The organism is Limnospira sp., from assembly GCF_051859755.1.
Lineage (GTDB): Bacteria > Cyanobacteriota > Cyanobacteriia > Cyanobacteriales > Microcoleaceae > Limnospira > Limnospira fusiformis.
On sequence record NZ_JBIMLI010000051.1, the window covers coordinates 18,553 to 30,898 of the forward strand.

Sequence of the window (12,346 nt, forward strand, 5' to 3'; positions counted from 1 at the left end):
ACTAAATGACGGGTAAATAACATGAATACTCTGGATTTACAAGACCAACGGATTTTGGTTACGGGAGGGGCTGGTTTTCTGGGAAAACAGGTGATTGACCAGCTTCTGAAGGCGGGGGCTAAATCTGAAAATATTTCCGTACCGCGATCGCATAATTGTGACCTGCGAAACTTAGAAGCCTGTCAACAAGTCGCTAAAGGTCAGGATATCATTATCCATTTGGCCGCCCATGTGGGGGGTATCGGCTTAAATCAGGTAAAACCCGCTGAGTTGTTCTACGATAACCTGATGATGGGGGCTCAGTTGATTCACTCAGCCTATCAAGTAGGGGTCAAGAAATTTGTCTGTGTGGGGACTATCTGCGCTTATCCTAAATTTACCCCGGTTCCCTTCCAGGAAGATGACTTATGGAATGGCTACCCAGAAGAAACTAATGCCCCCTATGGGATAGCCAAAAAGGCGCTATTGGTACAATTGGAAGCCTACCGACAGCAGTATGGGTTTAATGGGATTTACTTATTGCCGGTGAATCTCTATGGCCCAGAGGATAATTTTAACCCGAAAAGTTCCCATGTGATTCCGGCTTTGGTGCGTAAGGTCTATGAAGCACAACAACGGGGGGATAAACAGCTTCCGGTGTGGGGTGATGGTAGTCCTAGTCGGGAGTTTCTCTACTCGACTGATGCGGCGCGGGGAATTGTCATGGCTACCCAACATTATGACGAACCAGACCCGGTGAATTTGGGGACTAATTATGAAATTACTATTCGGGACCTGGTAGAGTTGATTTGTGAGTTGATGGAGTTTCAGGGAGAAATTGTCTGGGAAACTGATAAGCCTAATGGTCAACCGCGCCGCTGTTTAGACACAAATCGCGCTAAGGAAAGGTTTGGGTTTGTGGCTGAGGTCGAGTTTCGCCAGGGTCTGAAAAATACTATTGACTGGTATCGACAAAATCCTGATCTGTGAGTAAGTCTCAACTACGCCGCCGTTTGTTAAGCGATCGCCAATCTCTAGCCACGACTGTTTGGCGACAAAATAGCGATCGCATTACTGACCATCTACGCCGTTGGTGGCGATTTCAGCAAGCCAAGACTATCTTGGCTTATTTTAGTTTTCGCCAAGAACCCGATTTGAGTCCTCTCTGGTACGTCTCCCCAGAAAAGGTCTGGGGGTTTCCTCGCTGTGTGGATGGGTCTTTGATTTGGCATCACTGGCGGCCGGAAAATGCCCGCCAAAGGGGGTCTTTTGGTTTAATGGAACCAGACCCCAGCTTACCGGTTTTGCAGCCGTCTCAGGTCGATTTAATCCTGGTTCCGTCCGTTTCCTGTGATGGCTGTGGCTATCGGTTAGGATATGGGGGAGGATTTTATGACCGGATGTTGAGTCGGTCTGAGTGGTCTAAAATTCCTACCGTGGGAATTGTGTTTGCGGCCGCCAGGGTGGATACTCTCCCTAGGGATAGTTGGGACCAGCCTTTGGCCGCGGTTTGTACTGAGGAGGGTATATGGGAGTTGTCAAAATAACTTCTGGTGGCCGCGTAAATTATCGGGCGATCGCTACTTATATGGTACTCATTGCTATAGCGATCGCTATGCTATTTCCCCTATTTTGGTTGGTGGGAACTGCCTTTAAATCCCCTACCGAAAACATCTTTCAGGTTCCCCCCCAGTTTATTCCTCGGGAACCTACTTTCGGGAATTTTGTCAGAGTTTGGCAAACTAATCCCTTTGGTCGCTATTTATTTAATAGTACCCTCGTCGCCGTTTTAACCGTCGGATTAAATCTGCTATTTTGTTCCTTGGCTGCCTATCCTTTGGCGCGATTAAACTTTTGGGGTCGCGATTTTCTCCTAAGTGCGATCGTTTCCACCATCATGATACCCTTTCAGATTGTCATGATTCCCCTGTATATTCTAGCCGTACAGTTAGGATTAAGAAATACTTATTTAGGCATTATTTTTCCATCCTTAGCCTCAGCTTTTGGTATATTTCTCTTGCGACAGGCATTTATGGGAGTTCCCAAAGAGTTAGAAGAAGCAGCCAGAATTGATGGCTGTTCAGAATTAGGCATTTGGTGGCATATTATGATACCCTCAGTCCGTCCCGCCTTAATGACTTTAGCCATTTTTGTCTTTATCGGGTCTTGGAGTGATTTTCTGTGGCCCTTAATTGTAGTCGATCGCCCAGAATATTATACCATGCCTTTAGGGGTAGCAAATCTAGCCGGAACTTTCTCTCTCGATTGGCGGATAGTCGCCGCCGGTTCCGTCATTTCTATTGCCCCTGTGTTACTACTATTTTTAATAGTACAACGGTATATTGTCCCTACAGATACAGCTACGGGGGTCAAAGGTTAAGGATGAGGATTATTAATCTCAGTCCTAATAATCAACATCATATCCACCAGGCGGCTACTTTATTAGTCGCAGAATTTCGGGAAAATTGGCCGAATGCTTGGCCGACTTATCAACGTGGTTTAGCCGAGGTTATGGAGTCTTTTGGCGACGGTAGAGTTAATCTGGTCGCCGTCGATGACCATGATAATATTCTAGGCTGGATTGGTGGGATTAGTCAATATCAAGGTCATGTTTGGGAATTACATCCTTTGGTAGTCAGAAGGGATTATCAAGGGTTGGGAATAGGGCGAAAATTGGTCGCTCATTTAGAGGATTATGTGCGGTTACAAGGAGGCTTAACTTTATGGTTGGGTACCGATGACGAAAATCATTTAACCTCCCTATCTGGTGTCGAATTATACCCCCACTGTTGGGAACATATTGCTAATATAAAAAATCATGGTCGCCATCCCTATGAGTTTTATCATAAATGCGGTTTTGTGATTATGGGAGTAGTCCCCGATGCTAATGGTATCGGAAAACCTGATATTTTGATGGCTAAATCTTTGAGACTGGACAACCATTCTGAATCCAAATAATTAATTATGAATCATCCCACAACTAAGCATCCAAAAATTACCTCCTGTTATTGGGAAATTTCTCAACTACCTGGGTTAGATGCAGATAATATTAAACTCCTGAATAAATGTGGTATTCAAAACACCCAGCAACTTCTCGCGCGCGGGAGTAATAATGCTCATAAAATCGCCTTATCCAACCAACTAGGTATCAACATCAGAAATATCAGTAAATGGGTAGCAATGTCCGACTTAGCCAGGGTTCCCAGTATTGGTTATCAATATTGTGGTGTCTTATTACATAGTGGCGTAAGTTCAGTCAATCAACTTTCTCAGATGTCTATTCAACAACTACATAAACAGATTTTACGGCTATATGTAGGAACCATTAAATCTCGCCAAATATGTCCATCTATTGATGTCATCCAAACCTGGATTAAACAATCTCAAAGATTGGGTAAAAATTAACATTCAAGCATCATCAAAAGATGTATAATATGGGTAGCGGAGATAATCACTTATTTCTCAATATTCGGGTTTATCAAAGCCGCCCAAATCTCAAATATATGACCAGATTAAATCATGAATTTTTCCGAAGATTTGCGACAAAATGCACCAGCCACGGAAAGAAACCGTCAACCGATTTTAGAGGTATTAAAAAGGGTGTTACCACCCACGGGAACCGTCTTAGAAGTAGCCAGCGGCACAGGACAACACGCGGTTTTTTTTGCTCCCCGTCTCTCACCTAGGCGGTGGCTACCTTCCGACCCGCAACCTTTGTTACAACAGAGTATTAAAGCATGGCAAACTCATTACCCTTCAGATAATCTCTACCCTCCCCTAGGGTTAGACGTAGAAGCTAACCCCTGGTCAGTCGAAGGGAATAATTTACCTTTGGAATTATCGGAATTTCCCATCACTGCTATTGTAGCAATTAACCTGATTCATATCTCGCCTTGGTCGGCTTGTGAAGGGTTAATGGCGGGAAGCGATCGCATTTTGAAAACAGGGGGAATTTTATATCTCTATGGACCCTATAAAATCGGTGGAAAACACACCGCACCTAGTAACGCTTCCTTTGATGAATATTTGCGAACTTCTAACCCCAAGTGGGGTGTCAGAAACCTTGATGATGTGGTAGAATTAGCCAAGGGTTATCACCTAGAATTGGTGGAAACCGTCCCCATGCCTGCCAATAATTTTTCCGTAGTTTTCAGGCGTTGTTAATCCTGAGTTACTGAGGTCAAGTCGTCTAATTTTACCGTAAACTGCCTACCCCAACTCGCCATTAAACCATAGCAAATAGTCGGAGTATAAACCGCCACCAACTGACTAGGAAATTTTCAGATTGACGGGAGGATGTTGGCTGCTGATAACCAGTGTAGTAGGGTGGTAGTTGGTCAGTCATGAGGGTGACACCATTACGGGTTTCTGCCACTCCAATAGGTATTGAACCGCCACTAAAAGTGAGAAACCCAACATTAGCATAACTCAGGGATGAATCAATGTTAATAAATCCGGGAATATCTGCAAATCTGCCATTTAAAATCAAGCCGCCTAATACTTCTGTTTTCCCGCCATTAATGGTTTTAACCAAAGTCCCCTCATCTTCGGTTTTATATCCAAGAATCCACAGAGACCCGCCATCATTGGTAATCCTAGGACTATGTGTAATTTCCGGGTTAATTTGACGCATCCACACATTTTGATTAGTAAACACCCAGGGACCGCCGCCAACGTCTTCAATATAGACATCTCCGCCGTTTCCTTGGGTACTACTATAGCTATTGACAAGAGAACTAGAAATAATCAAAGTGCGATCGCTTTCATGTACAATAGAAATAGAAGCTGCCTCTACTCTTTCGATAATCACCGTCGGGGATGTTCCTTGTCCAATTCTAATGACACCATCACCAACAATTCTAGCTTCCGTAGCAATTAACCGCTGTACATTACCCCTTAATTCCAAAGTGCCATTAACATCCCAAACCCCATTAGGAAGATAAACAGTTTTCCCTCCCGAATCAATAGCAGCTTGTATCGCTTGTGTGTCATCAATACCATCATTAGGATTCCCCCCATAAGCCAGGGGACTTACCCACTCTGATAAATCATGCCAAGGCAATTCTGGGGTTTCTTTAATCGGCAGATTTAGCATAGTTTGGGGACTGTCAAAAAGACTCTGAAACTCTCCCCTAGCTATCCACTCCTTCACATAACCATCAGGTTGAGAAGCATTACCACGACCTTTATCATTCTGCCAAATTGCCTGTTGATATCCCGAAGTTCTCAATTGGCGAACATACATTGCTTTTTGGTTATGAATCGCTGGCAATTCCGAAGCAGAACCGAATCCAGTTAACACAGAATCAATCAGCGTAAAAACACTACCACCATCAGGCATATTCCAAATGGCTGTCACTTGATTGGTACTCTGTAAGCCTCGGACAAAAACATTTTGATTAAAATTTTTCCAGCCGTACTGATTTTGGTTTTCTAGGGTAATATGTTCCAGGGTTTGACTGGCTGTAGGGTTCCAGGTTTGGATGCCGATATCAAATCCAACTACATGAATATCTTTAGCTAGTAGGGGCCCATTTTCATCGATGGAAAGGTTTAAGCCGATTCTCCCTTGACCATCTCTTGAGATGATTTTAACGTTGCGAATTGAACCCTGATTATTGGCAATAAAATCTATCCCATTAACGTTAGGATTACCGCGACCAATATCAACGGTCAGGTCTCGAATACTGTTCCGAAATCTTTGCGCTGGTGGGGAACCTGTCCAAATTACTGATGTATCTAAACCGGAGTTATCATCAAGTTTAATAATGGTTCCGTCACGGCTTTGACCTTGTAGAATGTTCCGTTTTTCGGTTCCCGCATATCTAATTTGACCGCTAACGTTATACACTCCATCAGGAAAGTAGAAAATATGATTTCCGGTTGGGTGGTCGTTTAATGCCTGTTGAATTGCCTCCGTGTCGTCCTTTCCATCGTTAGGAATAGCGCCATAGGTGGTCACGTCCACTACACCCGCATCTGTTGGAAAAACTATGGTCGCATAGACTAGAGGAATTAACATGATTTTGGTTTGGGGGAAAAGGGAAATCTTGGTATCAATTATAGATGGGTTGGGGGGTTGACAGGCGGCGGAAAATCATGGTAAGATATTGACATACTCTTATAGCATAATGGTAATCTGTTAACAAATTTTGAAATTGCGAATATCCCCATTATATAATATAGTAGCACGGGGGTCAGGAAAAAGCCACCCCACCCCACCCCACTGAGGCGGGGCCGTTACAAAACTTAACATAATTCTAGCGAGAGGATGTAAACTACTTACCTTTGCGTCCAGTGGTAGTGTCGATCGCCTCTAGTTCAGAGAGTTTAAAAGTGACTAATTTATCCCAATTTCCGCCTTCAAATAAAACGGCAGCTTTGCCGTCAGCGAGTCTTTGGACTTGTCCTTGAAACTCATAGTAGGTATCATCAGCATTAATAACGCGAACGGCGGAACCTGGTAGAATCATGTGTTTATTATCCTCAAAAAGAATGGTGTAATTTCTCAGATACTGAGTGAGGTATGAGCAAGCCAGGCAGCCAGAGGAATTGATGAAGGTCAATTATCCCTGGTGCCGGGAAGGGAAGAGAGTTAAGCCAGAGCCATAACCGAGACCCTAGCGGCGATTTTTTTTGCGATCGCAGTCAACTCCTGAGCGGAGGCGGAGTCGGGGTGAGAGACCACAATAGGAACCCCAGAATCCCCACCTTGTCGGACAGGCATTTCCAGGGGAATAGCGCCCAATAGTGGTACTCCCAAATCATCAGCAGTTTTCTGACCGCCGCCCGTGCCAAAGATATCATATTTGCGATCGGGGAGATCTGGGGGGACGAAATAGCTCATATTTTCGACAATGCCCAAAATAGACACACCCAACTGTTCAAACATTTTTAAGCCTTTGCGGGAGTCCAACAGAGAGACTTCTTGGGGAGTAGTAACAATGACCGCCCCAGACATAGGAACAGCTTGTGCGAGGGTTAACTGAGCGTCTCCGGTTCCGGGCGGCATATCGACAATGAGATAATCCAACTCACCCCAATACACCTGATAGAGAAACTGTCGGATAATGCCATTTAACATAGGACCGCGCCAAATGACAGGTTGATCGCGGTCAATCAGAAAAGCCATGGACACCAACTTAACGCCATAGTTAAAAGCGGGTTCCAAGCGATCGCCTTCGGGAGTTTGCTGAACCATGACCTGAGTATCAGCCAGACCCAACATAGTGGGGTCATTGGGGCCATAGATATCAGCATCAATCAAACCGACCTTAGCGCCGGTAGAGGCGAGAGCGACGGCCACATTAACCGCAACGGTACTTTTACCAACCCCACCCTTACCGCTAGAAATAGCGAAGATATTTTTCACCCCGCTAATTCCCTGACGGTCTGGGAGAGATTTTTGTTGTGGAGTTTCCGCCGTGACATCTACTTCGACGGTTTCGACTCCGGGAAGCTGTTTAACAGCCTTCTGACAATCTTCGACGATAAACTCGCGCAGAGGACAAGCGGGGGTGGTCAAAACCAGGGTAAAACGGACATCTCCGCCAGTGATTTTCACATTACGGATCATATTCAATTCCACCAAACTCTTTTGTAGTTCGGGGTCTTGAACGGGTCTTAAAACTTCCAGTACGGAACTGGCATCTAACTTATCTGGCATGATATATGGCTGTTGCTATCTGGTAATACTGCTAATAGCTTAACTGGGAAAGGGTGTTGTTACTGCTGGTAGTGGCAAATGGTAGTCCCACCGGGCAGATTTCCATAGTTAACTGTTAAGTTATATGGACTTATGGGTTAAACAACTTGACTGAGGAATCCATAAGCGGGGAAGATGAAATAATTTCGCTTTCTGTGAGTTGGTGGCTCATCAAGTGCGAAAATATTAACATACAAGAGCTTAATTAGATGATGACAGTTTCGACGGCTTCTGATACGGCTACAGTTCAATCACCCCCTCCGGCGGACTCGCGGGAGCGCGTGAGTCAGTGGATGAAACAAATTCAGGATGAAATCTGCGCCGGATTAGAGAAACTAGATGGGGCGAAAACCTTTGTAGAGGATGCTTGGGAGCGCCCGGAAGGGGGTGGCGGTCGGACTAGGGTGATCCGAGAAGGTAATGTGTTTGAACAAGGGGGAGTTAACTTTTCGGAGGTTTGGGGCCAGAATTTGCCACCGTCGATTTTAAGCCAGCGTCCAGAGGCGGCGGGTAATGGATTTTATGCGACGGGAACTTCGATGGTGTTACATCCCCGTAACCCCTATGTGCCAACTGTTCACCTGAATTATCGCTATTTCGAGGCGGGCCCGGTGTGGTGGTTTGGTGGGGGTGCGGATTTAACTCCCTACTACCCGTTTGCGGAAGATGCAGCTCACTTCCATAAGACGTTAAAGGAGGCTTGCGATCGCCATCATAGCGAATATTACCCGGTGTTTAAACGCTGGTGTGATGAATATTTTCATCTGACACACCGCAATGAAGCCAGGGGAATTGGTGGCATTTTCTTTGATTACCAAGGCGGTGAGGGTTTGCTGTATCGTGGGCAGGAGACTGAAAGCGAGGCGGCGACTTATAGCGATCGCATGGGCGCACCGGAATCACGGGACTGGGAGGGCTTGTTTAGTTTTATCCAAGATTGTGGTAAATCTTTCTTACCCTCATACGGTCCGATTGTAGAGCGCCGTAATTCTATAGAATATGGCGATCGTGAACGGAACTTCCAGCTTTATCGTCGAGGAAGATATGTAGAATTTAATTTAGTCTACGACCGAGGCACAATTTTCGGGTTGCAAACCAAGGGTCGCACTGAGTCGATTCTCATGTCTTTACCTCCTTTGGTAAGATGGGAATATGGTTATCAACCATTAGCGGGTACGCCGGAAGCTGAACTCTATGAGACGTTCTTGAAACCTCAAGATTGGTCTAACTGGACGGATCCTCAGTCACAGGTCTAGGTTCAACCGTAAGTCTCATGGGACTTGCTAGGGGGGACTGACTGCCAGATGGAGGGAAAAGGACAGAAATTGATCTTGATTCAGTCCCCGGACAACAGCGAATCTGATAACTGCAATGGTATTCTTGGTCAAGGGTCAATGCTGTTGCTAGACCCAAGTTTGGCTGGTATTGGCCTGATGCTGACTAGAACGCGCTTGGTGAACAAAGAGCTGTGGTTGGGAAGGTTTGCGCCTCTGTTGGGGTTATACTTTCTGAGGGATGGGGTCTTTGATAGCTCCAAGAACTTTCATTTTCTTTCGGCTTGAGGCTGCCTAGAAAAACCATTATGGTGACTGGGTGAATACTCAGCAGCCAGCAGGTTACTGTATAAATCACCAAGGAAAATCCCCGTCACAGTTTTGGCGGGGACTGTCACAGTCAAAGAAGCAACCATCGCAAAATCAAGAATTTCAGAGGGGACGGTCAGTGATTCATATCGATCAAAAGGAACATACGACCCAGGATGGCACTAAGGTCATAGTATTAGCACCAACAGGACGCTTAGATATCACCACCGCCTGGCAGTTTCGTCTCAAACTGCAAGAATGTATATCTAAGCTGAGTCGTCATGTGGTCGTGAATTTGGGTCAGGTGAACTTTATCGACAGTTCCGGGTTGACCTCCCTAGTGGCTGGTATGCGAGATGCTGATAAAGTTAAGGGTAGTTTCCGCATCTGTAATGTTCACCCAGAAGCCAAACTGGTATTTGAAGTGACGATGATGGATTCTGTGTTTGAGATTTTTGAGACGGAAAAGGAAGCCTTAGAGGGCGGTGTCAGAGCTAGTTAAGGCGGTGAGTTTGAACAAAAATAGCCACGCATTCCCCCACCTCGCCCAACGGCAGGTGGGGGTCAAGGAGCCGCCGATCTGACAAACCTTGGGATAGCAAGCGCGTGATGGCACAAACCACATCAATCATCCGTACAGACCGATGGAATCTTAACCCGACAGCAGCAGCGCGAGTGCTTCTGAGCCAAACGGTTGAGGTCTCCCTAGGTGTCTGTCGGCATTTGATGGGAATTCTCTTAACCCATTGGCCGTCTATCGGAGGGTTATCGAGTCAAAAACGGGTTCTAGCCGTTGAGAAACTGATTCACCAAACCGCCAAGAACCCTAACCCCAAATACCGGCAATTTGACCAGACCTTTTACAAGTTCCCCAGCTACTACCGAAGGGCTGCCATCGTCTTCGCGCTCTGGCCAAGTCAGTAGCTACATGACCCGATATCGGGAATGGCAATCGGGAACTCGTCAACGTCGGGATGCCAAACCTCCCGTCCTCAATCCCAACAGTGGCTGTTATCCGACCCTGTATAAGGGTCAGTGCTATAAACTCCATGGCTATGACCGCATCGACATCAAGGTATTTAACGGAACTGATTGGGTCTGGACTACCATTGAGATAACCAGCCTACGAGAACGGCATACCGTAGATAGTAACAAGCTGCTGTCACCGTCCCTTATCTTCAATGAGCAGAAAAAAGCCTGTCATCTCTCAGTTCCATTTGAGTGTCATCCACCTCAACGGGAGGGAGAGGGTCGAGTTGTAAGTGTTGACCTGGGTATCAACACCACCGCTACTGTGGCAGTCGTGAATTTTGACGGCACTGTAACCTATCGGGAGTTTATTCACCCAGCCAGAGACATAGACGAAGTCGCCGCAGCCGCTGGAACCTGCGTCCAGCGGAACGGCGACCGTCGGGATAAGCGGCTGAAATCGGTATCTAAACGAGCCAGCCAAACGATGGGACATGGCGGAAGTCTCCAGAAAGGCTTTTGCTCTCATACCTACCGTAAATGCCGTAATATCAACCGTCAAATTGGGCAGATTGTCTCGAAGCGCATCGTGCAGATTGCCCAACAGTTCAATGCCGATGCTATTGTCTTTGAGAACCTGAAAGGATGGAAAGCTAAGGGGGGGCGCAAGCGCTCCTTACTTCGCCAACGCTTTCATGGATGGCTTAAAGGTATGATTCGAGATTTGACGGAGATGAAGTGGCAAGAGATAGGCGGTAAGGTCATTGATGTCGTGGCTCCACCTAAAAGTTGGCTTATGACGGTAGTGGAGTCGAAAGGGCGAGACTCCAACAACTATGCCCTGGCTAAATTTTCCTCGGGCAAGCGATACAATGCAGACCTCAATGGGGCGCTCAATATTGCTGCACGAGGTATTCTTCAGCTCACTCGCCGAAAGGACAGCGAGGAGCCCTCGATCCAACGTTCGAGGGCTCCTCGCCTAGAAGCTGGGCTTGTTTGTGTGACCTGTGGACTCGTACAGTCTCAGGTTAGCACTGACACCCCCACCTGCCCAAGGCAGGTGGGGTGAGCTTCATTGATACCAAAAACCACAAAAATTAAAGGATTCCGAAGCTATAGCCTCAGAATCCTTAGAAGTTAATTATAGAGCCGAATCCCCAGAATTAGGAAAAATAGATCCCCGTCACTTGAGGAAAACTACATTAAGCCTAATTGAGACAGAATACCTTGGCCGGTCAGTAACTCGGTACCAACACCGATGACGAAACCAAGCATAGCGAGGCGACCGTTCCAGGTTTCCGCGAATTCGGTGAAACCAAATTTAGTTCCTTGATTTTCCATTGTGAGTTACTCCTAGATAGGTTTGCTTGATTCAACTAAAGAAAACTTAACACACTTACCACCAACTTTGCAACATTTCTTTACGCTTTTCTGAAAAAAAAATTCGCCAACCGCCGAAACCGAGTCAAATCAAGGGTTTATCCTCTAGCGGGACTGATGGGCGATCGCATCTAATCAACAAACTAGCCGATAATAAAAACCGTAGCAGTAGAGAGGGCCCCATGGACATTCGCATCGGAAACGGATACGACATTCACCAGCTAGTCGAAAACCGTCCCCTAATACTAGGCGGCGTTAAAATTGAGCATCATCTAGGATTACTCGGTCACAGCGATGCCGATGTCCTCACCCATGCCATCATGGATGCTATGTTAGGGGCGCTAAGTTTAGGAGATATCGGCGTTTACTTTCCCCCCACAGATGAACGCTGGGCGGGTGCTGATAGCCTAGTCTTACTAGAACAAGTTCATAGCCTCATACAACAGCGAGGCTGGCAGTTATGTAACATAGACTCAGTAATTGTGGCTGAACGTCCCCAACTCAAACCCCATATCCCGACAATGCGCGATCGCATCGCCAATGTCCTAAAATTAGAACCGGACCAGGTAGGCATCAAAGCCACCACCAACGAAAAACTCGGACCCGTAGGACGAGAGGAAGGAATAGCCGCTTACGCCGTCACCCTCCTAAAAAGAGCATGATTTAATCTCAAATTAGGTTAATATTTTAGGGCAATATGGTATAAGAAGCGAGAAGAGTTGAGGATAAA

General features: G+C 46.2%; 16 protein-coding genes. 11 read left to right on the forward strand and 5 right to left on the reverse strand.

The window, feature by feature from the left end; translation table 11 throughout:
- Nucleotides 1–21 precede the first annotated feature (21 nt).
- The 6 genes from ACTIE0_RS11120 to ACTIE0_RS11145 all read left to right on the forward strand — a co-directional run bounded on the left by ACTIE0_RS11120 (nucleotide 22) and on the right by ACTIE0_RS11145 (nucleotide 4,143).
- Nucleotides 22–969, forward strand: a complete 948-nt coding sequence (locus tag ACTIE0_RS11120; protein WP_006620760.1) for a GDP-L-fucose synthase family protein — start codon at nucleotides 22–24, stop codon at nucleotides 967–969.
- Nucleotides 966–1,526 carry a 5-formyltetrahydrofolate cyclo-ligase gene (locus ACTIE0_RS11125; RefSeq protein WP_006620761.1) on the forward strand — a complete coding sequence of 187 codons (561 nt, stop codon included), beginning with the start codon at nucleotides 966–968 and terminating at the stop codon, nucleotides 1,524–1,526. Before ACTIE0_RS11120 ends, ACTIE0_RS11125 begins: the two co-directional genes overlap by 4 nt.
- A complete protein-coding gene (locus ACTIE0_RS11130) occupies nucleotides 1,508–2,359 on the forward strand; it encodes a carbohydrate ABC transporter permease (RefSeq protein WP_006668034.1) in 852 nt (283 codons plus the stop codon). The genes ACTIE0_RS11125 and ACTIE0_RS11130 overlap by 19 nt, the downstream gene beginning before the upstream one ends.
- A gap of 2 nt (nucleotides 2,360–2,361) precedes the next feature.
- A complete protein-coding gene (locus tag ACTIE0_RS11135; RefSeq protein ID WP_006620763.1) occupies nucleotides 2,362–2,937 on the forward strand; it encodes a GNAT family N-acetyltransferase in 576 nt (191 codons plus the stop codon).
- A 6-nt stretch (nucleotides 2,938–2,943) separates the two neighbouring features.
- Nucleotides 2,944–3,384 carry a DUF4332 domain-containing protein gene (locus ACTIE0_RS11140; RefSeq protein WP_006620764.1) on the forward strand — a complete coding sequence of 147 codons (441 nt, stop codon included), beginning with the start codon at nucleotides 2,944–2,946 and terminating at the stop codon, nucleotides 3,382–3,384.
- A gap of 114 nt (nucleotides 3,385–3,498) precedes the next feature.
- On the forward strand, nucleotides 3,499–4,143 hold the full coding sequence (locus tag ACTIE0_RS11145; RefSeq protein ID WP_006620765.1) for a DUF938 domain-containing protein: 645 nt from the start codon (nucleotides 3,499–3,501) through the stop codon (nucleotides 4,141–4,143).
- Between the two features lie 61 nt (nucleotides 4,144–4,204).
- Here ACTIE0_RS11145 and ACTIE0_RS11150 read toward each other — a convergent pair whose 3' ends face one another.
- The 3 genes from ACTIE0_RS11150 to ACTIE0_RS11160 all read right to left on the reverse strand — a co-directional run bounded on the left by ACTIE0_RS11150 (nucleotide 4,205) and on the right by ACTIE0_RS11160 (nucleotide 7,645).
- On the reverse strand, nucleotides 4,205–5,941 hold the full coding sequence (locus ACTIE0_RS11150) for a glycosyl hydrolase family 28-related protein (protein WP_006620767.1): 1,737 nt from the start codon (nucleotides 5,939–5,941) through the stop codon (nucleotides 4,205–4,207).
- 316 nt (nucleotides 5,942–6,257) lie between these two features.
- Nucleotides 6,258–6,452, reverse strand: a complete 195-nt coding sequence (locus tag ACTIE0_RS11155) for an NAD(P)H dehydrogenase subunit NdhS (RefSeq protein WP_006620769.1) — start codon at nucleotides 6,450–6,452, stop codon at nucleotides 6,258–6,260.
- 122 nt (nucleotides 6,453–6,574) lie between these two features.
- On the reverse strand, nucleotides 6,575–7,645 hold the full coding sequence (locus ACTIE0_RS11160; protein ID WP_006620770.1) for an Mrp/NBP35 family ATP-binding protein: 1,071 nt from the start codon (nucleotides 7,643–7,645) through the stop codon (nucleotides 6,575–6,577).
- A gap of 251 nt (nucleotides 7,646–7,896) precedes the next feature.
- Here ACTIE0_RS11160 and hemF point away from each other — a divergent pair, with 251 nt between their 5' ends.
- Nucleotides 7,897–8,940, forward strand: coding sequence for an oxygen-dependent coproporphyrinogen oxidase (gene hemF / locus ACTIE0_RS11165; RefSeq protein WP_008049333.1), 1,044 nt, complete (start codon nucleotides 7,897–7,899; stop codon nucleotides 8,938–8,940).
- Nucleotides 8,941–9,227: 287 nt separating this feature from the next.
- On the opposite strand, the gene ACTIE0_RS11170 is transcribed toward hemF, so the two are convergent.
- Nucleotides 9,228–9,374: a hypothetical protein gene (locus tag ACTIE0_RS11170; protein WP_006620772.1), complete on the reverse strand. Its 147-nt coding sequence runs from the start codon at nucleotides 9,372–9,374 to the stop codon at nucleotides 9,228–9,230.
- Between the two features lie 32 nt (nucleotides 9,375–9,406).
- On the opposite strand from ACTIE0_RS11170, the gene ACTIE0_RS11175 reads away from it, so the two are divergent.
- The 3 genes from ACTIE0_RS11175 to ACTIE0_RS11185 all read left to right on the forward strand — a co-directional run bounded on the left by ACTIE0_RS11175 (nucleotide 9,407) and on the right by ACTIE0_RS11185 (nucleotide 11,305).
- Nucleotides 9,407–9,769 carry an STAS domain-containing protein gene (locus tag ACTIE0_RS11175; protein ID WP_006618416.1) on the forward strand — a complete coding sequence of 121 codons (363 nt, stop codon included), beginning with the start codon at nucleotides 9,407–9,409 and terminating at the stop codon, nucleotides 9,767–9,769.
- A gap of 107 nt (nucleotides 9,770–9,876) precedes the next feature.
- Nucleotides 9,877–10,191, forward strand: a complete 315-nt coding sequence (locus ACTIE0_RS11180; protein ID WP_039932128.1) for a hypothetical protein — start codon at nucleotides 9,877–9,879, stop codon at nucleotides 10,189–10,191.
- Nucleotides 10,192–10,195: 4 nt separating this feature from the next.
- On the forward strand, nucleotides 10,196–11,305 hold the full coding sequence (locus ACTIE0_RS11185) for an IS200/IS605 family accessory protein TnpB-related protein (protein WP_439516902.1): 1,110 nt from the start codon (nucleotides 10,196–10,198) through the stop codon (nucleotides 11,303–11,305).
- Nucleotides 11,306–11,433: 128 nt separating this feature from the next.
- Here ACTIE0_RS11185 and ACTIE0_RS11190 read toward each other — a convergent pair whose 3' ends face one another.
- Complete coding sequence (locus ACTIE0_RS11190; RefSeq protein WP_006619489.1) at nucleotides 11,434–11,577, reverse strand: chlorophyll a/b-binding protein; 144 nt, start codon at nucleotides 11,575–11,577, stop codon at nucleotides 11,434–11,436.
- Nucleotides 11,578–11,798: 221 nt separating this feature from the next.
- Between ACTIE0_RS11190 and ispF the strand changes: the two genes are divergently transcribed.
- A complete protein-coding gene (ispF, locus tag ACTIE0_RS11195; protein WP_006626062.1) occupies nucleotides 11,799–12,278 on the forward strand; it encodes a 2-C-methyl-D-erythritol 2,4-cyclodiphosphate synthase in 480 nt (159 codons plus the stop codon).
- Nucleotides 12,279–12,346: the final 68 nt, after the last annotated feature.